Genomic DNA, 26,664 nt, shown 5'->3' on the forward strand with positions numbered 1-26,664 from the left:
CCGATGAGGCGGCCTAGACCGCCCCGATCAATACGTGAAGCCAGGACAAGCCCAGCCTTGAAAGGGTGCTTGCATCGTCCCCAGATGCGCAGGGTGAACCATCGCCACGTTTCTGCCGCAAGCGCATCGAGTGCGCACGCTGCAGATACGCCTGTCCCTCGGACATCGCGCGCGACTTTCGTCAAAGCCGGCACGCGTCACGCAGGCAGGAAGCGGTGGATGTCGTTGTAGAAAGCCAATCCCATCAACGTAAACAGCATGACTAGGCCGACATACTGACCGGCCATCATGGTGCGTTCGCTGACGGGGCTGCCCTTGACCAACTCAATAAGGTAATACAGCAGCCAACCGCCGTCCAAGACGGGGATCGGCATCAGGTTGAGAATCGCAAGACTCAACGAGACCATCGCAAGGAAACTGAAGAACCAACCGACGCCCATGCTGGCCGAGGCATTGGCCACCTGGGCGATGCCGATCACGCCGGAAAGGTTCTTGGTCGAAGCCTGCCCGGTCAGCATCTTGCCGATCATGTTGAAGGTGGAGGCGGCGCTATTCCAGGTCGTTTCCAGCGAGGCGCCCATGGCCTTGAGCGGCCCGTAGCGCAGGATGGCCTGTTCGCGCTCGGCAAACTTCACGCCGATCACCCAATTGCTCGGCTGGCCTTCCAGGGACTCCATACGGGCCGTGACGGACAGGGGAATGGTCTTGCCAGCACGTTCCACCGTGATGGCCAGCGTGGGCGACTTGGCGGCTTCCTGCGGCACTAGTCGCTGGAATTCTTCGAAGCTGCCGATGGCAACGCCGTTGAGGCTGACGATGCGGTCGCCATCCTGCACGCCGCCCTGCGAAGCAGGTTTGCCCGGCAGGACGTCGTCGATGACGGCTGGCGAGGGCGCGAGCTTCAAGCCGAGCTTGTCCAGGTACTGGCCGATGTCCTGCCCGGCGGGCAGCTGGTTGAGGGGTAGCACAAGATTGCGCGTACCGCCGTCCGTGCCGCGCACCTGCATGGGCAGCGGATCGCGGCCGAGCAGGGCGTTGGCCACCGCGTCCATGGAGTCGCTCCACGTTTCTACGGCGTGGCCATTCACGCTGAGGATGCGGTCACCGGTACGCACGCCGGCTTCGGCGGCCATGGTTTGCGGAACGGCAGAAATGACAGGCGCGACGTCCGGCTTGCCCACCAGAAACATCAGCCAGAAAGCGAAGAGGGTAAAGACCAGGTTGAAGCCGGGGCCCGCCGCCACGATGGCGATGCGCTGCCAGACCGGCTTGCCGGTGAATTCTTGGCCGGCTAGCGCGGGATCGATCTCGCCTTCGCGGGCGTCGAGCATCTTCACGTAGCCGCCGAGCGGGATCATGGCGACCTGGTACTCGGTGCCATCCTTGCCGATGCGCTTCCAGATGGCTTTACCGAAGCCCACAGAGAAGCGCAGCACCTTGACGCCGCAGCGCCGTGCTACCCAGTAGTGTCCGAATTCGTGAAAAGTCACCAGCACGCCGAGCGTGACGAGTAACCAAAACACTGAGCCAAATACACTATTCATCGGTGAGAGCTTATCAGGCTTGTCAGCAGGCGTTGCGAAGGATGCGGCGGGCGGCCTCGCGGGCCGTCCGGTCGCGTTCATTCAGGGTCTGGACATCGACCACAGGTTGCGGCGGCAGTTCCGTAAGTACGCTCTCGACGAGATCGGCAATGCCGAGGAAGGGCAGGCTGCCAGCCAGAAATGCCTCTACGGCGACTTCGTTGGCGGCGTTAAGGATGGCGGTGGCGTCACCACCGGCTCGCAGCGCCTGGAAGGCCAGCGCGAGGCAGCGGAATGTATCCAGGTCCGGCTGCTGAAAGGAAAGTGGTGCGCTGGCAGCCAGGTCCAGCGGAGCCACGCCCGCTTCGATGCGTGTGGGCCACGCGAGCGCATGGGCGATGGCCGTGCGCATGTCCGGGTTGCCCAGCTGGGCCAGAACCGATCCGTCGACGTACTCGACTAGCGAGTGCACGAGGCTTTGCGGGTGCACCAGCACGTCGATGAGGTCGGGCGCTGCGCCGAACAGGTGGTGCGCCTCAATGACCTCCAGGCCCTTGTTCATCAGCGTGGCCGAGTCCACCGAAATCTTGCGCCCCATCACCCAGTTCGGGTGCTTGCATGCCTGTTCTGGCGTGACGCCGGACAGTTCTGCGCGGGTGCGGCCCCGGAACGGTCCGCCGGATGCGGTCAGGATGAGGCGGCGTACGCCGCTGGCTGCGAGTGGCGAGCGGCCACTAGGTAGGCACTGGAAGATGGCGTTGTGTTCCGAATCCACCGGAATCAGCTCGCCGCCACCTACTGCCAACGCGTCGAGTAGCAACGCGCCAGCCATCACGATGGATTCTTTGTTGGCAAGCAGCAGGCGCTTGCCGGTGCGTGCGGCGGCCAGGGTGGAATCCAGCCCGGCGGCGCCTACGATGGCGGCCACCACCGTGTCGCACAGCGTGCCCGATACCGCCTGCGTGATGGCATCGTGCCCGCTGGCGATATCGCAGCGTACGCCCGCTGCGGCGAGGCGACGAGACAGCTCGCTTTCCAGCGCCGGATCGGCGATGACGGCGAGGTCAGGCTGGAAGCGGATGCACAAGTCGGCCAGTGCCGCCACGTTGCTGTGCGCCGTGAGTACGGTGGCGCGGAAGCGATCGGGGTGGCGGGCGATGACGTCAAGCGTGCTGCCACCGATCGAGCCGGTGGCGCCGAGCACCGCAACCTTGCGCGGCGGCTGGCTCATAGACCGAGCAGCAGCATGCCGGCGGCAAAGACGGGCATAGCTGCAAAGACGCTGTCGAGGCGATCAAGCAGGCCGCCATGGCCGGGGAAGAGGTTGCCGGAATCCTTCACGGCGGCGTGTCGCTTCATCAGGCTTTCGAGCAGGTCGCCCACGACGGAAGCAATCACGGCGAACACCGACAGCACCAGCAGGCCGACCAGCTTGCCGCCGGAAACGCCGAGCATCATGCCGCCCGCGCCGGCAACGATGGCGCCGGCGACAAACGCACCGTACACGCCGGCCCAGGTCTTGCCGGGGCTGATGGTGGGCGCCAGTTTGCGGCGACCGAACTGGCGGCCACTGAAATACGCGCCAATATCGGCCGCCCATACGATGAAGAGGGCCAGCAGGGTCCACCAGTTACCCTGCGCGGACGAACCGTGGATCGTCACTACAGCGACCCACGCCGGAACGATCACAAGGAAGCCCGCGCCCAGCTTCATCAGGTGATTTTCGCGCGTAGGTGCCGCGCCGAACGCGAAGTGACGCAGCCACTGGCAGACCACGAGCCACCAGCCGACGCCGACGCCAATCAGAATGGGCCATGCGACGCCGCCCTGCGCCAGCCAGCAAAGCGCGAACGCCGCGGCCGTCAGGATTAGAAGTACGACGCGTGGAAGGGTTTGCTTGAGGCCAGAGAGGCGGGTCCACTCCCACATGGCGGCCAGGAACGCGATGGCGATGATCACTGCGAAGACGCTTGTTGGCGCCAGCAGGATCAGTAGGATCACCAGCGGAGCAAGCAGCAGTGCGGTCAGGGTGCGCTGGAGCAGCATGGGTGTCCTTGTGCAGACTTGGAGCGAGCCATCAGGCCTTCTTGGCGACTTGTTCGCCGGTCTTGCCGAAACGGCGTTCGCGGCGTGCATAATCTTCGATGGCGCTCTTCAGGCAAGCCTCGTCGAAATCAGGCCACAGGGTATCGGTAAAGTGCAGTTCCGCGTAAGCAAGCTGCCACAAAAGGAAGTTGCTGACGCGGCACTCGCCGCCGGTCCGGATGAAAAGATCCAGTGGTGGCAAGTCGGCCAGGCACATCCAACGACCAAGCAGTTGCTCGTCGATCTCATCGGCACGCAATTCGCCGCGCGCCACCGCTTCTGCAGCCTTGCGTGCCGCCTGCACGATGTCCCAGCGCCCGCCGTAGCTCACGGCGATGTTGAGGTGCAGTGCATCGTTGCCAGCGGTGCGCGCCATGGCGGCCATCATGCGCTGACGCAGGCCGGGCTCGAAGCTGGCCAAGTCACCGACGAAGCGCAGGCGCACGCCGTTGCCATGCAGCTCGTCCACTTCCTTGTCCAGGGCGCGAACGAATAGCTCCATCAGCGCGCCGACTTCTTGTTCCGGGCGCAGCCAGTTCTCGCTCGAGAACGCGAAGAGAGTGAGTACCTTGACGTCCTGGCGCAGGCAGCCCTCGACCACGTTGCGTACGGCCTTGCGTCCGGCGTTATGGCCGAACGTGCGCGGTCGGTGGCGGAGCTTTGCCCAGCGACCGTTGCCATCCATCACGATGGCGACGTGGCGCGGTACCCGCGCGAGGTCGGCGCTGGTCATGGGAGGCTGAGGCCCGATGGCGCTCAAAGCGCCATCAGCTCCTCTTCCTTGTTCTTCACCACGCCGTCTACGTCCTTGACGAAACGGTCGGTGAGCTTCTGGATCTCGTCCTCGGCGCGGCGCTCATCATCCTCGGTGATCGCCTTGTCCTTGAGCAGATCCTTGACCTGCTGCATGGCGTCGCGACGCACGTTGCGGATGGCGATCTTGGCTTCTTCGCCTTCATGCGCCACGTGCTTGGCCAGCTCGCGGCGACGCTCTTCGGTGAGCGGCGGCATGTTCAGGCGGATGGTGGTGCCGGCGGTGTTCGGCGTGATCCCGATGTCCGACGCCATGATGGCCTTCTCGATCGGGGCGACGAGAGTCTTTTCGAACGGGGTAATGATGATAGAGCGCGAATCGCCCAGCGCGACGTTGGCCACCTGGTTGAGCGGCATGTCCGAGCCGTAGTACGGCACCTTGATGCCATCGACCAGCGCGGTGCTGGCGCGACCTGTGCGCAAGCGCGTCAAGGTGTGCCTGAGCGAGTCGATGCTCTTGCCCATGCGGGTCTGGGCATCGTTCTTGATGTCGTTAAGCATGGGAAACACCCCTCAAACCGTGCAAGCCGCCGAGTATAGCAGGGGGCTATGGGGCGTTGGGGTGGCGTGAAGCGGGCCTTGCGATGGGTATCGCCCGTACGTGCGCTAGAACGGTGGCGCACGTATCGGCCCCCTCCCTGGAGAGAGGGCCGATCGGATTACTGGTCGCTGACGATGGTGCCGATGTGCTCACCATGCATGATGCGCATGAGGTTGCCAGCAACGGTCATGTCATAAATGCGCAGCGGCATGCCGTGGTCGCGGCATAGGGCGATGGCAGCAGTGTCCATCACGGCGAGCTTCCGCTCGATCACTTCGTCATAGGTGAGCGTGTCATAACGTGTGGCATCAGCGTGACGTGCAGGATCGGCTGTGTAGACGCCATCCACCTTGGTGGCCTTCAGCAGCAGGTCTGCGCCCACTTCCACAGCGCGCAGAGCGGCAGCGGAGTCCGTGGTGAAGAACGGATTGCCGGTACCGGCGGCAAACAGCACGATGCGGCCCTTCTCGATGTGGCGCACAGCGCGGCGGCGGATGAAGTCTTCCGATACGTCGTGGATCTGGATCGCGCTCATCACGCGGGCATAGCCCCCGCGACGCTCGATGGCGTCCTGCATGGCCAGCGCGTTCATCACGGTGGCCAGCATGCCCATGTGGTCGCCGGTGACGCGGTCCATACCGGCAGCAGCCAGGCCTGCGCCACGGAAAATGTTACCGCCGCCGATGACGACGCCGATCTGGATGCCGGCTTTTTGTACTTCGATGATTTCGTCGGCCAATCGGCCGATGACCTTGGGATCGATGCCGTAATCGGCTTCGCCCATCAAGGCTTCACCGGAGAGTTTGAGCAGGATGCGACGGTACTTAATAGGTTCGCTCATGGGGTCTCCGGATTGTGTGGGGCAAAACGCGCGCATTGTAACGGCAGTGACGCGAGCGGGTAAGAGTTTCGTGCCGCTGGCGGAGGCGAAAACCCTGTTTCATCGCGGGGTTGGCGAAGGAGGCAGCAGTGGGATGGCCGGCTTGGGGTAGGGCGGCGCGGCTGCGGAGGGCTTTCATAAAAAAAGAAGCCGCGGTTGTCCGCGGCTTCTTCGAGACTACAGGTGGTGCGAGGCCTTAGCCCTGCATCGCCTTGGCCACTTCGGCCAGATAGTCTTCCTGCACCTTCTCGATGCCTTCGCCTACGGCCAAGCGGATCACCGCTACAACGTCAGCGCCTTCCTTCTTCAGGACGTCACCCACGGTGGTGTTGGTGTCGAGCACGTACGGCTGGCCGACCAAGGTCACTTCCGAGACGATCTTGTTGATCTTGCCGGAGATGATCTTTTCCAGGATGTCGGCCGGCTTGGCCTTGTCCTTCTCGGTCATCTGGCTCAGCGCGATTTCCTTTTCCTTCGCGATGAACTCGGCCGGGACGTGTTCCGGCTTGATGTGCGGCGGGTTCATGGCCGCCACGTGCATGGCGATGCCCTTGGCCAGCTCTTCCGAGCCGCCCTTGAGCGCCACGATCACACCGATCTTGCCGCCGTGCGAGTAGGTGGCCAAGGGGCCATCGTTCGCGACGTGGGCAATGCGGCGCACTTCGATCTTCTCGCCGATGGTCGCGGTCTGCGCCTTGGCGGCGGCCTCGACGTTGTCGGCGCCCGGGAAGGCGGCAGCCTTGGCGGCGTCGATATCGGTAGCGCCCGAAGCCAGCACGGCCTCAGCGATTTCGTTGGTGAACTGGATGAAGTTCGGCGCCTTGGCGACGAAATCCGTCTCGCTGTTCACTTCGACCAGCACGGCCTTGCCGTTGGCCTGGGCCGTAGCAATACGACCTTCAGCGGCGACGCGGTCGGCCTTCTTGTCGGCCTTGGCCAGGCCGGTCTTGCGCAGGTATTCCACAGCGGCGTCGATGTCGCCGTTGTTTTCGACCAGCGCCTTTTTGCAATCCATCATGCCGGCGCCGGAGCGCTCGCGCAGTTCGCTAACCAGTTTTGCGGAAATGGCGGTCATCTGGGTTCCTCAAAAGCTTTGATGCGCCCCGACCCTTGCGGGCCGGGGCAGGGTAAGGCTTACTCGCCGTCCGACGACGGTTCGTCACTGCGGCCGCTGCGGCCACCGCGACCACCGTCACGACGCGGTGCGCCGGCACCCTTCTTAGCCGGGCCGCGATTGTTGCGGTCGTCACGGCGCGGGGCAGCCTTGCGCTCTTCCTTGGCAACCGGGTTGCCTTCTTCGTCGAGTTCAACGAACTCGTTGGCGTCGCCCTGGGCGGCAGCCGGCGCAGCGGCCTTGCCTTCCAGGATGGCGTCAGCGGCAGCGCGGGCGTACAGCTGGATGGCGCGGATGGCGTCGTCGTTGCCCGGGATGGCGTAGTCGACCAGTTCCGGGTTGTAGTTGGTGTCGACCACGGCGATGACCGGGATGCCGAGCTTCTTGGCTTCCTGCACGGCGATGTCTTCATGACCGATGTCGATGATGAAGAGGGCGTCAGGCAGACGGTTCATGTCCTTGATGCCGCCCAGCGAATTCATGAGCTTGTCGCGCTCGCGGCGGCGGGCCAGCACTTCGTGCTTGACCAGGCGGTCGAAAGAACCGTCGGTCTCGGCGGCTTCCAATTCCTTGAGGCGGGCAACCGACTGCTTCACGGTGCGGAAGTTGGTCAGCATGCCACCCAGCCAGCGGGCGGTGACGAACGGCATGCCGGCGCGTGCGGCTTCTTCAGCCAACGGCTCGCGGGCCGAGCGCTTGGTGCCAACGAACAGCACGGTGCCGCGCTTCTGCGCGATCGCCGAAAGGAAGTGCATCGCATCGGTGAAGAGCGGCAGCGTCTTCTCGAGGTTGATGATGTGGATCTTGCCGCGGGCGCCAAAGATGTACGGGGCCATCTTCGGGTTCCAGTAACGGGTCTGGTGACCGAAATGCACGCCTGCTTCAAGCATCTGGCGCATGGTGACTTGTGCCATGGGTAAAACTCCGATTGTTGGGCCGCCCTGGTTCAAAGGGGGATTGGCCCGGGGGTTGGGACCTCCACGTATCCCCGGCTTCGACCCCGTCAGCCCAATTTATGGAAGGCTGGTCAGGGCACCCCGAAGGCGGTGTCGACGCGTGTGTGGCGTTTTAGGTGTCCAATCAAGGACTTGTAGGGGTTGTACCGCAAGACGGTTACAATCTCCCTCCGCTTTGCAAAGACAGCCGAGGCCGTAGAAACGGATATCTCGGGTCAGCAAAACTTCGAAATTATAGCCGGCGTGCCGGCGGTGCGGCAAGTCGCTGGATTTTCAGCCGGTTAGTCGCCATGTGAGTGGAACTATGGCAGTCACCCTTAAAACTCCCCAAGACATCCAGGCCATGCGTGAGGCCGGCAAGCTGGCGGCCGAAGTGCTCGCCATGCTCAAGGAGCACGTAAAACCGGGCGTGACCACGGAAGACCTCGATCGGCTGGCCTACGAGCACATTGTGAACGTGCAGAAGGCGATTCCGGCGAATGTGGGCTACAACGGCTTCCCCAAGACGTTGTGCACCTCGGTCAATCACGTGATTTGCCACGGTATTCCCACCCCGGGCAAGGTGCTGAAGGACGGCGACATCATCAATCTCGACGTGACCGTCATCAAGGATGGCTGGCACGGCGACACCAGTCGCATGTACTTCGTGGGTACGCCCTCGGTACTGGCCAAGCGGCTGGTGGACACCACCTATGAAGCCATGATGCACGGCATCCAGGCCGTACGCCCGGGTGCGACGTTGGGCGACATCGGCGCGGCCATCCAGAAGCACGCGGAAGCCGCCGGCTTCTCAGTGGTGCGTGAGTACTGTGGCCACGGTATTGGCAAGGTCTATCACGACGAGCCGCAGGTGCTGCATTACGGTCGTTCGGGTACCGGGTTGGAACTCAAGAAAGGCATGACCTTTACCGTCGAGCCGATGGTCAACGCGGGCAAGCCGCAGACCAAGCAACTGCCGGACGGTTGGACGGTAGTGACCAAGGATCATTCGCTGTCGGCGCAATGGGAGCACACCATTGCAGTGACGGACGACGGGTTCGAAATCCTGACGTCCTGGCCGGACCAGTAAAACGTAAAAAGCTTCGCCTTCACGTCATCTGGACACCCCGAATCGCAAGTGCATGCGACGATCGCAGCTCGGGGTGAGATAACTGACATGGAGGAAGGGGAAGTGCGCAAACTATTCAGCGTTTTCGCAGTCGGGGCGTTTCTGATGGCCAGTCTGGCCATAGTGCCAACGTCGGCACGGGCCCAGACCAGCGGCGTGTCGCTGCTTTGCGGCGGTAGTGATATTTGCGAGGTGAGCGTGGCAAACACCACGTCGCCTCAGCCGTTCCACTACGCATGGTCTTTCAACAGCAACGGTCTGAATGTCATCTATCCGGCCAACTGTACGGACAAGGACTCCTGCATGTTCTATTGCCCGAGCAAGCAAGGTCGTATCCAGGCCAGCGTGACGGCCACCGACGCTAACTACCAGTTCATCGGTTCGGCCTCGTCCATGGCCATGTGTACGGCACAGCCCCTCTAAACGCAGTGCCCGAAGGCCCACCGTCAAACGGTGGGCCTTCCCTGGTGGATGCATCCGCCTTTTCCCGTACCGCGCTTGCTATCGTTGACGCCTGCTTTCTTTCAGCTTCGATGGCATCGCGCACGTGACCGATTCTCTTCTGCCGATCCGCCTTCCGCCGCTACCGCGGCTGCCGGTGGCCGTGCCTCGCTCTGGCGTGTCGACCGAGGCGAGACGGGCGTTGCGCCAGTTGTTGGGTGACGTGGATCGCGCGCTCGCCACCTCGTTTCGCGACGGGGCCGATGCCACCGCATTGGCCCGCCGACGTGGTGATTCGGTGCAGCGCATCGTGGTGCATGTGTGGACGGCCTGTCTGGGCGAAGTCACCGATGCTGCGCTGTTTGCCGTGGGGGGATTCGGACGCGGGCTGTTGTTTCCCCATTCGGACGTCGATCTGCTTGCGCTGGTCGGTCCGTCGGAGCCGGCTCGCCTGCGTGCGCTCGAGCAATGCTTTGCCACACTGTGGGACATCGGACTGAAGGTCGGTCACGCCGTACGTGACCTTCCGCAATGTCGAGCATTGGCGAAGCAGGACGCCAGCGTGTTCACCAGCTTGCTCGATGCGCGACGGCTAGTGGGTGATCCGGTGATGGAGGCCGGGCTGAAGGCCATCGTCGACGATCCGTCGATGTGGCCGCCAGCGGAGTATCTGGCCGTGCGCCTGGCTGAGCGGGACGCGCGCCACGCGCGTTACAACGATACGGCATACAACCTCGAGCCCAATCTCAAGGATGGTCCTGGCGGTTTGCGCACGCTCGATGCGTTGCGTTGGCTGGGGCGCCGCCTTGCGCATGCGGACGACTTTGACGACATGGTTGTAGAAGGCCTGCTCGATCCGGCCGAGAAGGATTCGCTCGAACAATCCGAAGCCACACTTCGTCGCTATCGGTATGCGCTTCATCTGGAAGCGGGGCGTGCGGAAGAGCGTCTGCTGTTCGACTACCAGCGAGCGCTCGCCGCGCGACTGGGCTTCCAGGACGAGCACGAGAAAAACCTCGGCGTGGAGCAATTCATGCAGGGCTATTACCGCGCCGCCAGCCAGGTCGAGCGATTGGGCGTGCAGATTGCCGAGCGATTCGAGGAAATGTTGGAGCCACCGGCGACGCCGCAGCCGGTAGGCGAGGATTTCGTGCGTTGTGGCAAGCGCTTGGCGCTGCGCGATTCCGATCTCTTCATGCGTCGGCCGGCCACGCTGGTCGAAGCGTTCATTGCGCGGCTCGGCGAGCGAGGCATCACCGGCTTTACAGCGGATACCATGCGACGCATGCACCAGGCGTCGGCGGTGCTGGAACGTACGTTGGGTGATGACCCGGACGTACTGGCTGCCTTCCTGCGTTTGCTGCGCTTGGGCGCACCAGCGGTGGAGGCGATGTGGCGCATGAATCGCCACGGTCTGCTCGCCGCGATCCTGCCTGCGTTCGGCAAGGTGTTCGGCCGCATGCAGTACGACCTCTTCCATGTCTACACGGTCGATGAACATACGCTGCGCGTATTGCGCAACGTCGCGCGCTTTGCGGATGCAGAGGCCGCGAACGACTTTCCCATTGCGTGCAAGATCTGGCCGACGCTGCCGAAGCCGGAATTGCTCTTGCTGGCGGCGCTGTTCCACGACATTGCCAAGGGGCGTGGCGGCGATCATTCCGTGCTCGGCGAGGAGGACGCATTAGCGTTCGGACGCCGGCTTGGGTTATCGGAAGAAGACGTCCAACTGGTCGCCTGGCTGGTCCGCTGGCACTTGCTGATGAGCACGACAGCGCAGCGGCAGGACATTACCGATCCCGATGTGGTGCATCGCTTTGCTGACACGGTGGGCACGCCGGAGCGGTTGGATTATCTGTATCTGCTGACCATTGCCGACATCATCGGCACGAGTCCCAAACTATGGAACGGCTGGAAGGACAGGCTGCTCGCCGACCTCTACACGGCCACCCGTTATGCGTTGCGCAGCGAGGACGAACTGCCTTCCGATGCGGAAGCGCGGGTGCGTAGCTGCTGCGATCAGGCGCTGGCTTTGCTGCAGCAGGAAGGGTTCGGCGCCGATATCTGTCAGCGCGTTTGGCGCGGATTTCCCGAGTCGAGTTTCTTGCGCCACCGGCCGGAACAGATCGCCTGGCAAACGGCGGCCATCGTGCGCGCCAAGGGCGAGACGCCGCTGATCGAAGTTCATCCGAAGTCGGTGCGCGGTACCACCGAATTGTTTGTCTACGTGCCTGATCGCGACGGTTTGTTCGCCGCTGTGACGGCCATGTTGGACCGCCTGCATTTCTCCGTCATGGAAGCGCGCGTCCTCAGTTCACCGACGGGCATGGCGCTGGATACCTTCCTGCTGCTGGAATCGGATACACAGCAGCCCGCTACGCCCGAGCGCGCGGACGAGTTGAAACAACGCTTGCATCGTGCGTTGTCGCAGCCGGGTCATGTGCACCAGCCATCGCGTCGGAGCATGTCGCGCCATCTCAAGCATTTCCAGGCCACGCCGAAGATTTCCTTCAGTACGGTCCAGGGCCGCACGCGCTTGGCACTGGTGTGTAGCGATCGTCCTGGCCTGCTCGCTGCCGTAGCGCAGGGCATGACGGATGCCGGTGTTCGCGTGCACGATGCACGCATCGCGACCTTTGGCGAGCGCGTGGAGGATTTCTTCCTCATCACCGACCGCCACGATGCACCCCTCAGCGTCGAATTGCAGGATCGCCTGTTGCACGCATTGCTCGAGCGGCTGGGGCCGGCAAAGGAAAGGCGGGCCTGACTCGCGATAGACGGCTTTTCTTGTCAGAATCACGTGTCCCCGCGGCCTTCGCATGGCCGCTTCTTCCGAAATTCATAGCGTGAGCGCCATGCAAACCATCGAAACTCTTATCAACGATGCCTTCGACCGTCGCAACGACCTGACCCAGGCTGAGATCGACACGCATTTGCGTCCGGCCGTGGAGCAGGTGATCGATCTGCTGGAATCTGGCGAGCGCCGCGTCGCCGAACCCGACGGCAAGGGCGGTTGGTCGGTGAACCAGTGGATCAAGAAGGCGGTGCTGCTCTACTTCCGCCTTAACGGCAACCGCGTGGTGGATGGCGGCCCGGCGCTGGCCTTCGACAAGGTGCCGCTGCGTTTTGCACATGGCAACGATGTGGAGCTGGAAGGCCTGGGCGCACGCGTGGTGCCAGGCGCGCTGGTGCGCCGTGGCGCGCACATCGCGAAAGACGCGGTGCTGATGCCAAGCTACGTCAACATTGGTGCGTATGTCGGCGCGGGCACCATGGTCGACACTTGGGCCACCGTGGGCTCGTGCGCGCAGATTGGCGCGGGCGTGCATCTTTCCGGTGGCGTGGGTATCGGCGGCGTGCTGGAGCCGCTGCAGGCCAACCCGACCATCATCGAAGACAACTGTTTCATTGGCGCGCGCTCGGAAGTGGTTGAGGGCGTGATTGTGGAGAAGGGCAGTGTGATCGGCATGGGTGTGTTCCTCGGCCAGTCCACGCGCATCTATAACCGCGCCACGGGCGAGATCAGCTACGGCCGCGTGCCTGCGGGCAGCGTGGTGGTGGCCGGCAGCCTACCGGCGAAGGACGGCTCGCACAGCCTGTATGCCGCAATCATCGTGAAGCAGGTCGACGAGAAGACTCGCAGTAAGACCGGCATCAACGAGCTGCTGCGGAGCGCTGAATGAGCGCGACCCTGTACGGACTCACTACCTGCGATACCTGCCGCAAGGCGCGTAACTGGCTCGATCGCTTCGAGGTGGCTTATACCTTCGTTGACTACCGGGCAAATCCCGTGCCTGCAACCACGCTCAAGGCGTGGGCGCAGCAGTTGGGCGGCTGGGAAAAGCTGGTGAATAAGTCGTCCACCACGTGGCGCAACCTGCTTCCGCAGCGGAAGGACCCTGGCAGCGATCCGGAGTGGACCTTGCTGCTCAAGGAGTATCCCGCGCTCGTGCGCCGTCCGGTAGTCGTTCAAGACGATGGCTCGGTCAGCGTCGGCTTCACGGACAACGGCTTCAAGAAGCTGTTTGGCCAGTGACATGACGAAACCGCGCTCGGCACGGCACTACCGCACCAACCTGCGTATCGAGCGCGACAATGCTGTGCTTTACGACAACCTCGCCGCGCTCGCCTCGGACGAGCCGTTGCGTCGTGCCTATCGTCGTATTGCCGACGGCGAGCGTGCGAATGCAACGTTCTGGGAAGAGCGCCTGAAGCAGATGGGGGAGGCGGTGCCTGCTGCCCGCGTGGGTCGGCGCGTGCATGTGCTGACCTGGTTCGCGCGTCGCTTTGGCACCGAGTTCGTGATGCCAACCGTCGTGCGTCTGGAACATGCGGATCATTTGCCGACACCGGTGGATCGCAGCAGTCATCGGGATCATTTCCAGGAACCCGCTGCGCCTGTCACGCGAAGCGGCCGCCATCGCACGCAGAGCGGCAATACGTTGCGCGCCGCTGTTCTCGGCGCCAACGACGGCCTGGTCTCCAATGCTAGCCTGGTGATGGGCATGGCCGGTGCCGCATCGGGCGACCACGCGATCCTGCTGGCGGGTTTCGCCGGTCTGGTGGCGGGTGCGTGCTCCATGGCGCTGGGTGAGTGGCTGTCGGTCAACAGCTCGCGCGAGTTCTATCAGGCGCAGATTGCGGCACGCGCGGAACGGCTGGCGGTGTCACCGGAAGACGGTGCCCTGAGTCTTGCGGGTATCTACCGCGACAAGGGTTTGGAGCCGAAGACGGCGGATGCGCTGGCGGAGCAGATCTCCGAGCGGCCGCGTACGGCGCTCGACACGCTGGTTCGCGAGGATCTGGGCATTGACCCGGAAGAGCTTGGCGGGTCGGCCTGGGGCGCCGCGATCTCTTCGTTCTGCCTGTTTGCGTTGGGTGCACTGTTTCCTGTCGCGCCGTATCTCTTTCTCAAGGGTGGTGCCGCGTTCACCGGCAGCATCGTATCGGCGGTTGTGGGATTGGTGTTGATCGGTATGGGCACCGCCTTGTTCACTGGGCGCAGCATGGTGTTCTCGATCGCACGCCAGTTGGCCATTACCGTGGCTGCCGCCAGCGTCACTTATGTCGTGGGACATGTGCTGGGTGTCGCACTGGCGGGTTGATCGCTGGCTGTTTGCCGATGGGCCCAAAAAAAGCCCGCTGGAAGGCGGGCTTTTTTCGTTCAACGCAAACGTCTGTCCGGCCTTTTCATCATTGCCGTTGGGATTGGCATTCGGTGCCTTCGTCTTCGGCAATGGGAAATCCTTGGATTTCTAATTTTGCTGGAACGACAGCCCGTCCTGATGGCTTGCCTGATTCGCATTGTGCTGCGCCGCTCAAGGGGGGGGAGCTTGTCCAGTGTCTTCCGGCCAAGGCCCCCCGGGGGCAGCCTTGCTATTCTCCATAGACCTCACTGATCTCCCGTAGGCCCTATGTCGGACGTTCTCGATCTCGCTTCTGAATTGATTCGCCGCCGTTCGGTGACGCCCGACGATGCCGGTTGCCAGGCACTGATCGGCGAGCGCCTCAAAGCGGTGGGCTTTCGGGTGGAGCATTTGCGTTTCGGGGAGGTCGACAACCTGTGGGCGACCCACGGCAGTGGCGGTCCGTTGCTCGTGTTCCTGGGGCACACTGACGTGGTGCCGTCCGGGCCCATCGAGAACTGGAGCAGTGACCCGTTCGAGCCGACGATCCGCGATGGCTACCTGTATGGCCGTGGCGCAGCCGACATGAAGGGCGGCGTGGCGGCGATGGTGGTGGCGCTGGAGGCCTTCGTGAAGGCGCATCCAGATCACTGCGGGCGAGTCGGTCTGCTGCTGACCAGCGACGAGGAAGGGCCGGACAATCTCGATGGCGTGCGTCGCGTGGCCGAGCACTTTCGCGCCACCGGCGAGCGCATCGACTGGTGTGTGGTGGGCGAGCCTTCGTCGAAGGAGAAACTAGGTGACCTGATCCGTGTCGGGCGACGCGGTTCGTTGTCGGGCACGTTGCTGGTGCGGGGTATCCAGGGGCATGTGGCGTATCCCGAGAAAGCGCGCAATCCGATCCACGCGTTCGCGCCCGCGTTGGTTGAGTTGGCAGCGGAGCGCTGGGACGAGGGCAACCAGGACTTCCCGCCGACGTCTTTCCAGGTGTCCAACCTCAACGCAGGCACCGGTGCCAACAATGTGATTCCCGGCACGCTGACGGCGCTGATCAATTTTCGCTACAGCACAGCGAGCCGCGCGGAAGACCTGCGCAAGCGCACCGAGACCATCCTCGACAAGCATGGCGTGGATTGGCAGATCGAATGGACGCTATCGGGCGAGCCGTTCCTCACGCCGCCCGGTGGCGCGGTGCGCAACGCGGTCGTGTCGGTGTGCAAGGAGCTTTGTGGCATATCGCCGGAAGAGAGCACTGGCGGTGGTACCTCCGACGGTCGCTTCATTGCACCGCTGGGTGCGGAAGTCGTGGAGCTGGGGCCGGTGAATGCCACTATTCACAAGGTGGACGAATGCGTGTCGGTGGCTGATCTGGAAAAGCTGCCGGCGCTGTATGAGGCTGTCTGCACGCGTCTGCTCGATTAGCGAACGGCGATGCACATGCATCGTCGCTCTGGTTCGTGTTTGTTCGAGGTCATTGCTTCACCGGCAAGTAACTTTCCCTCACGCACGTGTAAAGGAGATATGCATGCGCAAGCTATTGCTCGTGGCGGCCATCGCGGCCGCTTGTGTGGCCATCCCCTCGTGGGCTGATGTCCCTGCTGCATCGACGAATGCTCCACTGATCGAACGTACCGCGTTGTTCGGCAACCCCAGCCGAGTGGCGGGGCGACTGAGTCCCGATGGACAGTGGCTCGCGTGGATCGCGCCACGCGACGGCGTGCTGAACGTGTGGGTGGCGCCTGTGGATCATCTGGATCAGGCGCGTGCGTTGACCGACGACAAGGCACGCCCCGTTCGCCAGTATTTCTGGGCGCCAGACTCCTCCTCCATCCTCTACGTCAACGACAAGGGCGGCGACGAAAACTTCCTGCTCTACAAGGTGGGCGTAAAGGATGGCAAGGCGCAGTTGCTAACGCCTTTCCAGAAAACGCGCGTGGAGGTTGTCGGCACTAGCACGCACATCAAGGACCGCATCCTGATTGGTGTGAACAATCGTGATCCGCGCTGGCACGACGTCTACAGCGTCGATCTGAAGGACGGCAAGCTCACCAAGGTGTTCGAGAACACCGGCGACTATGCTGCTTTCACCGCCGACGATTCGCTCACGCTAAGGCTGGCCTCGAAGGCGCGTCCCGATGGCGGCACCGACTTCTATCGATTTGAGCAGGGCAAGGTGGAAGCCAAGCCGTTCGCCAGCGTGGGGTTGGATGATTCGCTCACCACCGCTCCGCTGAGCTTCACCGCCGACGGCAAGACGCTGTACTGGATCGACTCGCGCGATCGCGACACGGCAGCGTTGGTTGCGCAGGACGTAGCGAGTGGCAAGACCACCGTGCTTGCGGAGAACCCCAAGGCCGATATCGACGACGTACTGACCGATCCGAAGACAGGCAAAGCGCAAGCCTATGCCTCGCAGTACCTGAAAACGGAATGGACGGCCATCGATCCGGCGGTGAAGGGTGACCTCGATTTCATCAAGTCGCAGCTCAAGGGCAATATCGGCATTAGCTCGCGCACCGATGCGGACGATGAGTGGGCGGTGACCATCGACCCGGTGACGGCGCCGGCCACCACCTATCTCTATGACCGTAAGGCGAAGAAGCTCGACAAGCTGTTCGTGAATCGCCCGGAGCTAGAGAAGGTGACGCTGTCGCCCATGTATCCGGAAGAGATCCGCACGCGTGACGGCCTCACCGAGGTGTCGTACCTGACGCTGCCCGCTGGCAGCGACAAGGCGCATGCCGGTCGTCCGGACAAGCCACTGCCCTTGGTGCTGTTTGTGCACGGTGGTCCCTGGGCGCGTGACACCTACGGTTACAACAGCTACCACCAGTGGTTGGCTAATCGCGGCTACGCGGTGTTGTCGGTGAACTATCGCGGCTCGACCGGCTTCGGCAAGAAGTACATCACTGCCGGCAACCTGGAGTGGGCCGGCAAGATGCACAACGACCTGATCGATGCCGTGCAGTGGGCGGTGAAAAACCACATCACCGAGCCGGACAAGGTGGCGATCATGGGCGGCTCGTATGGCGGCTACGCCACGCTGGTCGGCCTCACCTACACACCCGACACGTTTGCCTGTGGCGTCGATATCGTGGGTCCATCGAACCTCAATACGCTGCTCAAGACTGTTCCGCCGTACTGGGAAGCGCTCAAGGTGCAGTTCTACAACCGCATGGGCGATCCCTCCACGGCCGATGGCCAGAAACTGCTGCATGATCGCTCGCCGTTGTTCAAAGCCGACGACATCAAGCGCCCGTTGCTGATCGGACAGGGCGCCAACGATCCGCGTGTGAACCAAGCGGAGTCGGACCAGATCGTGAAGGCCATGGACGCAAAGAAGATCCCCGTGACCTACGTGCTGTTTCCCGACGAAGGGCATGGCTTTGCGCGTCCGGAGAACAGCATTGCCTTTAACGCTGTGGCCGAGCAGTTCCTGGGCAAGTGCCTGGCGGGCCGGGTCGAGCCGATCGGCAACGCGCTGAAAGCATCGACGGCAACGGTCCCGCACGGCAAGGAGTTCGTGCCGGGATTGTCCGAGGCTATTCAGTCGACCAAGTAACGCGGGTCTTGGTGCGGTAAAGAAAAGAGCCGCCCTTGGGCGGCTCTTTTCTTCGTTTATCCCTTGGCGGGAAGTAGTGTCAACGTGTGTTGGTCCGGCCCAGGCAGCAGCGGCGTCGGTCGTCCGTTCACCCAGTCTTCTTCGCCCGCGCCGTGGTACGGCGACAGCGGGTTGTCGCTCTGGCCACCGGGCATGTGCAGGATGCTCTGCGCATCGTGACCGGGCATGGCGTCCAGGCGTTCGGAGGCGCCGAAGCCGGGCGAGACCACGCGGGGCATGTTGTGATCGCCTGCTACCGGCTCGTCAGGCATGTCGAGGAAGCGGCCGATGAAACCGGGCAGGGCACGCGACAATGGATGGCGGATGTCCGTGCGGTTGTGTTCACCCCACGTGCGGGCGGCGAGGCCACCCGGCTGCTTTCCAAGTTCATCCGCTACATCGTGCGCGGCAGCGTTGAGCAACGCATTCCAGTTGTCGTACTTCGGATCCAGCAGATTCATGGGGCGATCGCGCACCATCGTCCACACCGCAGCTTCGGCATCGACCAAGCCTGGCCAGGCGAAATCATCGTGCTTGGCTTTCACTTCAGCAACGAAGGGAGCAAGCGCTTTCTCTTTCACCTTGTCGCGGAAGGCGCGTACCAGCCGATAATCCACGCTGTCGATCGATGCGCGGCCAATCCATGTCGCTGTGAGCTGGCGCAGTTGTTCCAGGTCCGGATCGTGCGTGCCCGCCAACGTGTCCTGCAGCAGGCGCTGCCAGCGCGTAAGCAGTACGGCGCGGTTGTCGAGCTGCACATCGAGCATGTTGCCGGGGGTGAAACTGTTGCGGGCGCGTAGATCGTCGCGAATCTGCTGTGCTCGCGCGCCCAAGTCGTGGCCGCCGTTGCCGAGCAGCTCCAGCTCCGCGCCATCGATGGTGCGGTTGTTGGCAGTCCACAGGCGACCGTCGGCAGGATCTTCGATGCGTGGGTATTGCGATGCCTCGGCGCACCCCATCCAGCCGGTGTCGGCGGCGGACCAGTCGGCCGGGAGTTGCGGGTCGAAACCTTTTCGCAGTGGAATGCAGGTGCCGGTGACAGTCCAGCCGATATGGCCGGCACTATCGCCGGCGAGCAGATTTTGCGGTGGCATGCCCATATCAGGGGCGAGGTCGAGCGCGGCGTGCGCACTGTCGGCGTGCTCCAGCTGCATCATGCCAAGGTTGTAGCCACGCGGTCGGTCGCCGATCCAGGCCAGCGCCAGCGGCGTGCCGTCCAGGTCCTTGCCCATGATCGGGCCCCAGCGTGTGCCTTCCACTTTCAGGGTGTGGCTGGGAGCGTCCTTAATGCGGATGACTTCGTCGTGCGTCTCGATGGTGGCCCAGCCTTCGGGCACCTTGTAGCGAGAGGTGTCATTCGGGTCGCGCTGCACGCGCACCCAGTCGGCCCAGTCGCCGTAGCTGTTGGTGAAGCCCCAGGCAACCTGGCCGTTCGAGCCGACCACCAGCGCAGGCGTGCCGGGCAGCGACACGCCGTTGGCGTCGCGCTGGCCGCCGGGTGCGGTGGTATCGGGGTAGCGCAGGCGCACGCGAAACCAGATGTTGGGCACGCGCAGGCTTAGGTGCATGTCGTTCGCGACGATGGCAGCGCCGGTTTCGGTCAGGCTGCCGGCAACTGCAAAGTTGTTGCTGCCCGGTCGCGCCGCATCCAGCGCGGGGAGCAGGGCAGCAGTCACCGCACTGCTATCGCCGCTAGTAGTGGGAGCTGCCTTGCGCAGGTCGAACACATCGGCGCCTGGGGTCACCGGTGGATGCGAGAGATCGCCCTGCAGCGGCGCCTCCCAGTCCGGGTCGGGCGAGAGCAGGAAGTCCGCGACCGGCGCAGGCAGTACGTTGCGCAACTGGGCCATGTGCAATTCGCGCTCGTCGCGGCCGTCGCCATTGAGGTCCAGGTACATCGCTGCGATGACGAGGAAACTGTCCTCGGGGCGCCACGCCTGTGGCTTGGTATTGAGCAACAGGTATTCCCATAGCTTCACATGCAGGTGCGCGAGACCAGCGTTCACGCCCGCGGCGTACAGGTCCAGCGTGTGCTTCTGGTCCGGGGGCAGGGCGGCATAGGCAGCTTCCGCCACGCTGCGCAGGCGATGACGGCGATGGTTGAGGTCGGTATCCAACGCCTTCGCACCCACGAGTTCGGACAGTTCGCCCGCCGGTAGGCGGCGCATCAGGTCCATCGCGAAGAAACGCTCCTGCCCATGCACGTAGCCCATGGCGTAGGTGACATCATCGCGGCTCTTGCCCTGGAAGGTGGTCGTGCCCAGTGCGTCGCGGGTGACCGCGACCGCATCGCCGAGGCCGGGGAGCTTCACATCGCCATCGAGCTGCGCGCGGCTGCCCGCCAGCAAGAACCACCCGGTGGCGATCGTGCCCAGCACCAGGATCAGCAAAGTCCCAAGAAAGTAACGAAGCCAGCGGAAACGTCGGGGTCGGGTCATGGCGCGAGTGGCTTGGTCCGGAAGAAGGAGGAAAGACCGCCGACGTGCGCGGTCATGGCGTGGATTGCGAAAACACCGCGAAGATCCCGGCGTAGGGCTTCACCATGAATGTGGGCGCGCCGGCGTAGCCTTCACCCTCCACATAGAACTGCGAAATGGTGCCATCCAGGTACAACGCGTCGCGGCAGCCGATTTCTTCCTTGAACAGTCGCGCGAAGGTGTGGAAATTCACCGGCGCCTCGCTCACGGCGAACACGACGTGGTGTGGGGTTTTCGCACACACACCGCTGCGCCACTTGAGGCTGTTGGAGTCGTCGATGAACTGATCGTTGAGCTTGCCGTCGATTACCAGCATGGGGCCGGACTGGCTGGCCCATTGGGCCGTTTTCCCCGCCGCCTTGAACGCGGCGCTGGTCTGCACGGCGGCGTGGCCGTCGGGATAGATAGCAAATACGCCGTTGGGTAGCAGCGAGAAATTGCCCGAAGCGGGATTGCCGTGGGCAAGGTTGAGTGGCACCGAGGTCTTGCCGTTCTCCACGTACAGGCCCAGTGGCGCGAACTGGCGGTCGTAGATCCCTGCATTGGCGGCGAACAGCATGCGGCGGTTATGCGACATACCCCATTGGCGCAACGCATTGATGGTGCCGAAAGGCTCGCCGCTTTCCGGGTCCTTCCAATGCAGGCTGAGCGTTTCGCGCTTCAGGTCGATGCTGACTAAGCGGAAGTTCTGGCCCTCGAAAATCTCTTCCTTGCTGGTTACCGGTTGCGCCTGGTGGTCACAGCCCGCTGCCAGCACAACGGCACAGGGCAGCAACCAGCGCAGCGAACGGCGCAGACAGGGCAAGAGGTGGCCTGGGACGATGGACATGCCACGATGGTCGCCGCCCAGACCGGGCGGATGCAAGTCCGGCGAGACGCATGATTGAAGAAAGGAAGCCAGCTAGCATGTCTGGCCATCCCCATAGAGCTAAGGAGCGGCGCATGCGTGATCTGGATACGGTGGAGATCAAGGCGTTCGTCCCGGCGCGGGACTACGCGCTCAGCCAGGCGTTCTACCGCGACTTGGGCTTCGAGGAGGGCTGGTCTGATAGCAACCTCACCTACTTCCGGCGCGGCCACACCAGCTTCTTGCTGCAGAACTTCTACGAGGAGGCGTTGGCGGGAAACTTCATGATGCACTTGCTCGTGGCGGACGTGGATGCATGGTGGGCGCACGTACAAGACTGCGCCGTCATTGACCGCTATGGCGTGCGGTTTGTGCCGCCGCAGGATCAGCCTTGGCGCATGCGCGACTTCGTGCTGACCGATCCTAGCGGGGTACTGTGGCGGATCGCGCAGAACCTCTGACACCCGGCCTGACTATACTGGCTGCTTTCCCCACCGTAGCGTATCGATGCCATACACACCCATCGTCGCGACTCTCGGCTATGTGTTGTCGCCGGATCGTCGGCAAGTCCTCATGATCCACCGCAACTCGCGGCCCGATGACATGCATCTGGGCAAGTACAACGGGCTGGGTGGCAAGATGGAGCCCGAGGAAGACATTGCCGCCTGCATGCGCCGCGAGATTCTTGAGGAGGCTGGCATCATCTGCGAGTCGATGTCGCTGCGCGGCACGCTCAACTGGCCGGGTTTCGGCAAGCAAGGCGAAGACTGGCTGGGTTTCATCTTCGTGATCGACCGCTACAGCGGCACGCCCCTCACTTCCAACCCCGAGGGCACGCTGGAGTGGGTGCCCGTGGACCGGTTGATGGAGCTGCCGATGTGGGAGGGCGACCGCCACTTTTTGCCGCTGGTGTTCGACGGCGACCCGCGGCCGTTCCATGGGGTGATGCCGTACAAAGACGGTCGCATGCAGTCCTGGGCGTTTTCGCGACTGTGAGCGGACAGATCATCCGTATCGTTGCGGCGGTGATCCGCGATGAACAGGGCAGGGTGTTAATGGTGCGTAAGCGTGGCGCGGCCGTATGGCAGCAGCCGGGTGGCAAGCGCGACGCGGATGATCATGATGACTTGCACACGTTGGCGCGTGAGCTGCACGAGGAACTGGGGTGCGTCATGCGGCGTGAGGGTGCGCGATGGTTGGGGCGGTTCAGCGCACCGGCGGCTAATGAGCTTGGGCATGTCGTCGAGGCCGAGGTTTACGAGGTCGCGGCGGACGGGCCTTTCGTTGCACAGGCGGAGATCGAGGGCGTGTGTTGGGTCGATCCGGCGGCGCCGGGTGATTTGCCGATTGCGCAGTTGAGTCGGGTGTCGATTTTGCCGTTGGTGGTGGAGGGGGCTTTGTAGGGGGAGAGGGCGTTGCTGTTGGCTCTCTGAGCGAGGGGTTTGACGGGGTGCGCGTGAGGGTTTGTTGTTCTCTCTCCCTCTCCCCGCAGGGGAGAGGGACTAAACCTCACCCCATGCGCCTAACTGCGACCACCGCATTCAACCCGCCAAAAGCAAACGAGTTACTGATCGCCACATCCACCTTCCGCTCCCGCGCCACATTCGGCACATAGTCGAGGTCGCAGGCTGGATCGGGTTCGAGGTAATTGATCGTCGGCGGCACGATACCGTCATGAATCGCGCCAATGGCCGCCACCAGTTCCAGTGCACCACCAGCGCCGAGCGCGTGGCCGTGCATCGCCTTGGTGGAGGACACCAGCAGCTCCCGCGCATGTGCGCCGAACACGCGATGGATGGCACGCGTCTCGGTGCTGTCGTTGGCTACGGTGCCGGTGCCGTGGGCGTTGATGTAGTCCACGTCTTCCGGTGACAGGGCGCCATCGCGCAGGGCCATGTTCATCGCAGCGGCTGCGCCGACATCGGATGGCGCGGCGATATCACCTGCGTCCGAACTCATGCCGGTGCCGACCAGTTCGCAGATGATCTCCGCACCGCGCTTCTGCGCCGATTCGAGTGTTTCGATGACGTACATGGCTGCGCCTTCGCCCAGCACCAAGCCGCGACGGCCCTTGCTGAAGGGGCGGCAGGTGTCGGGTGCGAGCACACGCATGGCTTCCCATGCGCGCAGCGTACCTAGCGTGATGCAGGCTTCGGTACCGCCGACCACCGCGGCATCGACCATGCCGGAACGGATCATCATGGCGGCTTGTGCGAATGCGTGATTGGAGGACGCACAGGCGCTCGCCACCACGAAGGCGGGGCCGGTGATGCCGTAAACCATGCTCACCTGGCTGGCCGGCGCGTTCATCATCATGCGCACGATGCCAAGCGGGTGGAATCGGCCCTGGTGTTCGCCGTAAAGACGCTCGTAGAGATCGTCGCGTGTCGTTTCGCCACCGACGCCCGTACCGATGACCACCGCCGTGCGCGTTCCGGCCTCGCCCTGAAAGCTAATTCCCGATTGGCGAATGGCCTCGTTGGCGGCGATCAGCGCGTACTCGCTGAACGGGTCCAATAGCGTGCGGCGTGCTTCATCGAAGAAGTTGGCGGGATCGTAATCCGCGACTTCCGCCGCGATGCCGCCGTTACGCAGCTGTCCGGGCTGGATGTGGTGGATCGGGCCGATGCCGGCCCGGCCTTCGGTCATCGCTTTCCATACGGAAGGCGCGTCGTGGCCGAGCGCGCAGATGGCGCCCATGCCGGTGATCACGATGCGGCGCATGAGTTATTCGCTGGCCTTCAGGGCAACCTGGCGTTCGATGGCTTCGACGAGCTGGCCGACGGTACCGTTATCGAAGTCGGTGTCTTCGTTGGGCAGGTTGATGTTGAAGTGCTCTTCGATGTCGAAGATCACTTCGATGGCGTCCAGGGAAGCGATGCCCAGATCCTTCAGGGTGGACTCCGGCTTGATCGTGTCGAGCTCGATCTTGGCCTGCTTGGCGATGATGTCGAAGGTTTCCTGCTGAACATTGCTCATGTTTGCTTTCCTGATTCCCATAGCGCCGGGTCACGTGGCATCCCCCCGGATACCATTACCCAAGCCTGACGAACCGTCAGGACAAAGTCCAGAACGCTACCTCACAAAGCAGCACGTTCCATGCTCCCCCTGGTGCCTTTCACCAGTCTTTTCGGTGGCAAAAGCCTCGCTGACCGTGCTTGGGCGGGGTGGGGCGTCGTATCCTATGGCCTTGTGACTCGTGGGACTGTCGCGTGCGGTACCTCAATCAGCTCGAGCCGGACGCACTGGTGGCCCGGTTCGACGAACATCCACCTATCGATTTCAGTGTCATGCGGGTCGCGGATACGCCGGCCTTCGTCGCGCCGTTTGATCTCTTGACCACCGCCGACGATGACGTGCGGAAAAAGCTGACGGGGGCTCCAGGTTATCGCTGGTGGGGTCGCTTATTGCGCTGGCGTACCGCGTTTGTGGGGACTACGGTGTCCGAGTACGCGCTGTTTCCCCGCGATGCACAGCCTGACGCCTTGGCCAAAGCCTTGCGCGAGCAACTGGGCCGGCGCCAGCGGCTGATGATCGTGAAAGACGTTCCGCAGGCATCCCCGCTGTTTGACCGTGCCACCAACGACTGGTGCGCACAGTTCATGGATGCCTGTGATTCGAACGGTTTTGTGCTGCTCGAAGGGCAGGCACTGGCCTATGTCCCGATCGATTTTCAGAGCGAAGACGAATACCTCGCGCGCCTGTCGTCCGGCCGGCGCAAGGACATTCGCCGCAAGTTGCGTAAGCGTGATGACGTGGCAGTGGAAGCCATCCGTTGTGGCGACGCTGTGTTCGATGACAATGCCGTCATTGATGCCTACTACGCGCTTTACGAGAACGTCTTCGCACAAAGCGAAATCCACTTCGACAAACTCAGTCGCGATTTTTTTTCCGCCGTGCTGCGCGACGTGTCGAACGGCGGCGTAGTGTTCGTATATCGCCACGAGGGCGTGATGATCGGCTGGAACCTCTGCTTTGTGGTGGAAGGCAAGTTGATCGATAAATACGTGGGCTTTGCCTATCCGCAGGCACGCGAGCAAAACCTCTACTTCACCAGCTGGTTCCACAACCTGGCATTTGCGCGTGAACAAGGGCTGACGCATTACGTGGCGGGCTGGACCGATCCGCAGATCAAGTCGTATCTGGGCGCACAATTCACCCTGACGCGGCACGCGATCTATCTGCGCAATCCGCTGTTGCGAGCAGCCGCGCGCAAGTTGGGCAAATTCTTCGAGAGCGACAGCCAATGGGCAGCGAATGAACAGGCGTGAACCGCTGATTCTGGATTTCGACGGCTCGGTCGGCCCGATCCCGGGCGCGACGGAGATCGCGTTGTCCGACTGGCAGGAGGCCATCCGCTTCGGCTGCACGGTGCGCACGTTCAATCGTCTGCGTGACTACCTCGATCGGACGCTGCCGGAAAACTACGGCACGGTGTTGATGGGGTCGGGTGACTACCACCACCTGACATGGCCGTTGGTGCAACGTCAGCGTGCTCGCGGCCCATTCCAATTGGTGGTGTTCGACAACCATCCCGACAACATGCGTTTTCCGTGGGGCATCCACTGTGGATCGTGGGTTCGCCGCGTGGCCATGTTGCCGTTCGTGACCCACGTGCACGTGGTGGGCATCACCTCGGGCGACATCAGCGCTAAGCACGCGTGGGAGAACTACCTGCGTCCACTTCAAGCGGGCAAGCTGACCTACTGGTGCATGGATGTGGACGTGGATTGGGCGGCGAAGCTGGGGCTGAGTGATGCTTTCCGTCGTTTCGACGATCCTGACGCGCTCACCTGCGCGTTCGTGCAGCAATTGAAACAGGCGCCGCAGTCGACGTACCTATCCATCGATAAGGATGCTTTCAGCGTCGATACCGCGCGCACCAATTGGGATCAAGGGCGCCTGGAAGAGTCGCATGCCATGGCCATCATCGAGGCTCTGCGAGGCCGCATTGTGGCGAGTGACATCAATGGCGAGGTGTCGGCGTACCGGTACCGCGCTTGGTGGAAGCGCCTGCTGAGTGGCATGGACGGACAGGAGCCTGTGCCACAGAGCGAACTGGATGCATGGCAGGCGCAGCAGCGATCATTCAATACGCGCCTGCTGGCGGCCATTGCCGAAAGCAGCGTGTAACCGAGGGCGTTGACCATCG

General features: G+C 63.0%; 25 protein-coding genes. 13 read left to right on the forward strand and 12 right to left on the reverse strand.

What is annotated here, in order from left to right:
• Nucleotides 1–197: 197 nt before the first annotated feature.
• The 8 genes from rseP to rpsB form a co-directional block, all read right to left on the reverse strand.
• Entirely contained in the window at nucleotides 198–1,544 is a 1,347-nt protein-coding gene (gene rseP / locus DyAD56_RS16885) for an RIP metalloprotease RseP (RefSeq protein WP_102303920.1), read from the reverse strand.
• A gap of 22 nt (nucleotides 1,545–1,566) precedes the next feature.
• The gene (locus DyAD56_RS16890) at nucleotides 1,567–2,754 is read right to left on the reverse strand and encodes a 1-deoxy-D-xylulose-5-phosphate reductoisomerase (protein WP_102303921.1); all 1,188 of its coding nucleotides are present in this window, start codon (nucleotides 2,752–2,754) and stop codon (nucleotides 1,567–1,569) included.
• Nucleotides 2,751–3,569 carry a phosphatidate cytidylyltransferase gene (locus tag DyAD56_RS16895; RefSeq protein ID WP_102303922.1) on the reverse strand — a complete coding sequence of 273 codons (819 nt, stop codon included), beginning with the start codon at nucleotides 3,567–3,569 and terminating at the stop codon, nucleotides 2,751–2,753. Before DyAD56_RS16895 ends, DyAD56_RS16890 begins: the two co-directional genes overlap by 4 nt.
• A gap of 31 nt (nucleotides 3,570–3,600) precedes the next feature.
• Complete coding sequence (gene uppS, locus DyAD56_RS16900) at nucleotides 3,601–4,341, reverse strand: polyprenyl diphosphate synthase (protein WP_102303923.1); 741 nt, start codon at nucleotides 4,339–4,341, stop codon at nucleotides 3,601–3,603.
• Between the two features lie 23 nt (nucleotides 4,342–4,364).
• Nucleotides 4,365–4,922, reverse strand: coding sequence for a ribosome recycling factor (gene frr / locus DyAD56_RS16905; RefSeq protein ID WP_102303924.1), 558 nt, complete (start codon nucleotides 4,920–4,922; stop codon nucleotides 4,365–4,367).
• Nucleotides 4,923–5,080: 158 nt separating this feature from the next.
• Nucleotides 5,081–5,803: a UMP kinase gene (pyrH, locus tag DyAD56_RS16910; RefSeq protein ID WP_102303925.1), complete on the reverse strand. Its 723-nt coding sequence runs from the start codon at nucleotides 5,801–5,803 to the stop codon at nucleotides 5,081–5,083.
• 235 nt (nucleotides 5,804–6,038) lie between these two features.
• Nucleotides 6,039–6,917 carry a translation elongation factor Ts gene (tsf, locus tag DyAD56_RS16915; RefSeq protein ID WP_102303926.1) on the reverse strand — a complete coding sequence of 293 codons (879 nt, stop codon included), beginning with the start codon at nucleotides 6,915–6,917 and terminating at the stop codon, nucleotides 6,039–6,041.
• A 59-nt stretch (nucleotides 6,918–6,976) separates the two neighbouring features.
• Nucleotides 6,977–7,870 (reverse strand): 30S ribosomal protein S2, encoded by an 894-nt coding sequence (gene rpsB / locus DyAD56_RS16920; protein ID WP_102303927.1) that lies wholly within the window; start codon nucleotides 7,868–7,870, stop codon nucleotides 6,977–6,979.
• 346 nt (nucleotides 7,871–8,216) lie between these two features.
• Between rpsB and map the strand changes: the two genes are divergently transcribed.
• From map to DyAD56_RS16960, 8 genes are all read left to right on the forward strand, one after another.
• The gene (gene map / locus DyAD56_RS16925; RefSeq protein WP_102303928.1) at nucleotides 8,217–8,981 is read left to right on the forward strand and encodes a type I methionyl aminopeptidase; all 765 of its coding nucleotides are present in this window, start codon (nucleotides 8,217–8,219) and stop codon (nucleotides 8,979–8,981) included.
• Nucleotides 8,982–9,083: 102 nt separating this feature from the next.
• Nucleotides 9,084–9,443, forward strand: a complete 360-nt coding sequence (locus DyAD56_RS16930) for a hypothetical protein (RefSeq protein ID WP_233202549.1) — start codon at nucleotides 9,084–9,086, stop codon at nucleotides 9,441–9,443.
• Nucleotides 9,444–9,567: 124 nt separating this feature from the next.
• Nucleotides 9,568–12,228 carry a [protein-PII] uridylyltransferase gene (glnD, locus tag DyAD56_RS16935; protein ID WP_233202551.1) on the forward strand — a complete coding sequence of 887 codons (2,661 nt, stop codon included), beginning with the start codon at nucleotides 9,568–9,570 and terminating at the stop codon, nucleotides 12,226–12,228.
• A gap of 88 nt (nucleotides 12,229–12,316) precedes the next feature.
• Nucleotides 12,317–13,144, forward strand: coding sequence for a 2,3,4,5-tetrahydropyridine-2,6-dicarboxylate N-succinyltransferase (gene dapD, locus DyAD56_RS16940; RefSeq protein ID WP_102303930.1), 828 nt, complete (start codon nucleotides 12,317–12,319; stop codon nucleotides 13,142–13,144).
• A complete protein-coding gene (locus DyAD56_RS16945; protein WP_102303931.1) occupies nucleotides 13,141–13,497 on the forward strand; it encodes a Spx/MgsR family RNA polymerase-binding regulatory protein in 357 nt (118 codons plus the stop codon). Before dapD ends, DyAD56_RS16945 begins: the two co-directional genes overlap by 4 nt.
• 1 nt (nucleotide 13,498) lies before the next feature.
• The gene (locus DyAD56_RS16950) at nucleotides 13,499–14,566 is read left to right on the forward strand and encodes a VIT1/CCC1 transporter family protein (protein ID WP_102303932.1); all 1,068 of its coding nucleotides are present in this window, start codon (nucleotides 13,499–13,501) and stop codon (nucleotides 14,564–14,566) included.
• A 309-nt stretch (nucleotides 14,567–14,875) separates the two neighbouring features.
• Nucleotides 14,876–16,009, forward strand: coding sequence for a succinyl-diaminopimelate desuccinylase (gene dapE / locus DyAD56_RS16955; RefSeq protein ID WP_102303933.1), 1,134 nt, complete (start codon nucleotides 14,876–14,878; stop codon nucleotides 16,007–16,009).
• 103 nt (nucleotides 16,010–16,112) lie between these two features.
• Nucleotides 16,113–18,149, forward strand: coding sequence for a S9 family peptidase (locus tag DyAD56_RS16960; protein WP_102303934.1), 2,037 nt, complete (start codon nucleotides 16,113–16,115; stop codon nucleotides 18,147–18,149).
• Nucleotides 18,150–18,205: 56 nt separating this feature from the next.
• Here DyAD56_RS16960 and DyAD56_RS16965 read toward each other — a convergent pair whose 3' ends face one another.
• Together DyAD56_RS16965 and DyAD56_RS16970 are read right to left on the reverse strand one after the other, a co-directional pair.
• Nucleotides 18,206–20,626 carry a penicillin acylase family protein gene (locus tag DyAD56_RS16965; RefSeq protein ID WP_102303935.1) on the reverse strand — a complete coding sequence of 807 codons (2,421 nt, stop codon included), beginning with the start codon at nucleotides 20,624–20,626 and terminating at the stop codon, nucleotides 18,206–18,208.
• Between the two features lie 52 nt (nucleotides 20,627–20,678).
• Nucleotides 20,679–21,494 (reverse strand): phosphodiester glycosidase family protein, encoded by an 816-nt coding sequence (locus DyAD56_RS16970; RefSeq protein WP_102304019.1) that lies wholly within the window; start codon nucleotides 21,492–21,494, stop codon nucleotides 20,679–20,681.
• A 113-nt stretch (nucleotides 21,495–21,607) separates the two neighbouring features.
• Here DyAD56_RS16970 and DyAD56_RS16975 point away from each other — a divergent pair, with 113 nt between their 5' ends.
• The 3 genes from DyAD56_RS16975 to DyAD56_RS16985 are packed head-to-tail and all read left to right on the forward strand — an operon-like array spanning nucleotide 21,608 to nucleotide 22,915.
• Nucleotides 21,608–21,973, forward strand: a complete 366-nt coding sequence (locus DyAD56_RS16975; protein WP_102303936.1) for a VOC family protein — start codon at nucleotides 21,608–21,610, stop codon at nucleotides 21,971–21,973.
• Nucleotides 21,974–22,019: 46 nt separating this feature from the next.
• Complete coding sequence (locus DyAD56_RS16980; RefSeq protein WP_102303937.1) at nucleotides 22,020–22,508, forward strand: 8-oxo-dGTP diphosphatase; 489 nt, start codon at nucleotides 22,020–22,022, stop codon at nucleotides 22,506–22,508.
• Nucleotides 22,505–22,915 (forward strand): NUDIX domain-containing protein, encoded by a 411-nt coding sequence (locus DyAD56_RS16985; protein ID WP_102303938.1) that lies wholly within the window; start codon nucleotides 22,505–22,507, stop codon nucleotides 22,913–22,915. Before DyAD56_RS16980 ends, DyAD56_RS16985 begins: the two co-directional genes overlap by 4 nt.
• Nucleotides 22,916–23,021: 106 nt before the next feature.
• Here DyAD56_RS16985 and DyAD56_RS16990 read toward each other — a convergent pair whose 3' ends face one another.
• Together DyAD56_RS16990 and DyAD56_RS16995 are read right to left on the reverse strand one after the other, a co-directional pair.
• On the reverse strand, nucleotides 23,022–24,236 hold the full coding sequence (locus DyAD56_RS16990) for a beta-ketoacyl-[acyl-carrier-protein] synthase family protein (protein ID WP_102303939.1): 1,215 nt from the start codon (nucleotides 24,234–24,236) through the stop codon (nucleotides 23,022–23,024).
• Nucleotides 24,237–24,239: 3 nt separating this feature from the next.
• Complete coding sequence (locus DyAD56_RS16995) at nucleotides 24,240–24,491, reverse strand: phosphopantetheine-binding protein (RefSeq protein WP_102303940.1); 252 nt, start codon at nucleotides 24,489–24,491, stop codon at nucleotides 24,240–24,242.
• A 233-nt stretch (nucleotides 24,492–24,724) separates the two neighbouring features.
• Between DyAD56_RS16995 and DyAD56_RS17000 the strand changes: the two genes are divergently transcribed.
• Complete coding sequence (locus DyAD56_RS17000) at nucleotides 24,725–25,783, forward strand: GNAT family N-acetyltransferase (RefSeq protein WP_102303941.1); 1,059 nt, start codon at nucleotides 24,725–24,727, stop codon at nucleotides 25,781–25,783.
• Nucleotides 25,770–26,645, forward strand: coding sequence for a hypothetical protein (locus DyAD56_RS17005; RefSeq protein WP_102303942.1), 876 nt, complete (start codon nucleotides 25,770–25,772; stop codon nucleotides 26,643–26,645). The genes DyAD56_RS17000 and DyAD56_RS17005 overlap by 14 nt, the downstream gene beginning before the upstream one ends.
• Nucleotides 26,646–26,664 lie beyond the last annotated feature (19 nt).

The organism is Dyella sp. AD56 (assembly GCF_002878475.1).
Lineage (GTDB): Bacteria > Pseudomonadota > Gammaproteobacteria > Xanthomonadales > Rhodanobacteraceae > Dyella.

Excerpts from the sequence above, each read along its gene's own strand:
- rseP (WP_102303920.1), bottom strand. The coding sequence starts at position 1,544 with ATGAATAGTGTATTTGGCTCAGTGTTTTGGTTACTCGTCACGCTCGGC.
- DyAD56_RS16890 (WP_102303921.1), bottom strand. The coding sequence starts at position 2,754 with ATGAGCCAGCCGCCGCGCAAGGTTGCGGTGCTCGGCGCCACCGGCTCG.
- DyAD56_RS16895 (WP_102303922.1), bottom strand. The coding sequence starts at position 3,569 with ATGCTGCTCCAGCGCACCCTGACCGCACTGCTGCTTGCTCCGCTGGTG.
- uppS (WP_102303923.1), bottom strand. The coding sequence starts at position 4,341 with ATGACCAGCGCCGACCTCGCGCGGGTACCGCGCCACGTCGCCATCGTG.
- frr (WP_102303924.1), bottom strand. The coding sequence starts at position 4,922 with ATGCTTAACGACATCAAGAACGATGCCCAGACCCGCATGGGCAAGAGC.
- pyrH (WP_102303925.1), bottom strand. The coding sequence starts at position 5,803 with ATGAGCGAACCTATTAAGTACCGTCGCATCCTGCTCAAACTCTCCGGT.
- tsf (WP_102303926.1), bottom strand. The coding sequence starts at position 6,917 with ATGACCGCCATTTCCGCAAAACTGGTTAGCGAACTGCGCGAGCGCTCC.
- rpsB (WP_102303927.1), bottom strand. The coding sequence starts at position 7,870 with ATGGCACAAGTCACCATGCGCCAGATGCTTGAAGCAGGCGTGCATTTC.
- map (WP_102303928.1), top strand. The coding sequence starts at position 8,217 with ATGGCAGTCACCCTTAAAACTCCCCAAGACATCCAGGCCATGCGTGAG.
- dapD (WP_102303930.1), top strand. The coding sequence starts at position 12,317 with ATGCAAACCATCGAAACTCTTATCAACGATGCCTTCGACCGTCGCAAC.
- DyAD56_RS16945 (WP_102303931.1), top strand. The coding sequence starts at position 13,141 with ATGAGCGCGACCCTGTACGGACTCACTACCTGCGATACCTGCCGCAAG.
- DyAD56_RS16950 (WP_102303932.1), top strand. The coding sequence starts at position 13,499 with ATGACGAAACCGCGCTCGGCACGGCACTACCGCACCAACCTGCGTATC.
- dapE (WP_102303933.1), top strand. The coding sequence starts at position 14,876 with ATGTCGGACGTTCTCGATCTCGCTTCTGAATTGATTCGCCGCCGTTCG.
- DyAD56_RS16960 (WP_102303934.1), top strand. The coding sequence starts at position 16,113 with ATGCGCAAGCTATTGCTCGTGGCGGCCATCGCGGCCGCTTGTGTGGCC.
- DyAD56_RS16965 (WP_102303935.1), bottom strand. The coding sequence starts at position 20,626 with ATGACCCGACCCCGACGTTTCCGCTGGCTTCGTTACTTTCTTGGGACT.
- DyAD56_RS16970 (WP_102304019.1), bottom strand. The coding sequence starts at position 21,494 with ATGTCCATCGTCCCAGGCCACCTCTTGCCCTGTCTGCGCCGTTCGCTG.
- DyAD56_RS16975 (WP_102303936.1), top strand. The coding sequence starts at position 21,608 with ATGCGTGATCTGGATACGGTGGAGATCAAGGCGTTCGTCCCGGCGCGG.
- DyAD56_RS16980 (WP_102303937.1), top strand. The coding sequence starts at position 22,020 with ATGCCATACACACCCATCGTCGCGACTCTCGGCTATGTGTTGTCGCCG.
- DyAD56_RS16990 (WP_102303939.1), bottom strand. The coding sequence starts at position 24,236 with ATGCGCCGCATCGTGATCACCGGCATGGGCGCCATCTGCGCGCTCGGC.
- DyAD56_RS16995 (WP_102303940.1), bottom strand. The coding sequence starts at position 24,491 with ATGAGCAATGTTCAGCAGGAAACCTTCGACATCATCGCCAAGCAGGCC.
- DyAD56_RS17005 (WP_102303942.1), top strand. The coding sequence starts at position 25,770 with ATGAACAGGCGTGAACCGCTGATTCTGGATTTCGACGGCTCGGTCGGC.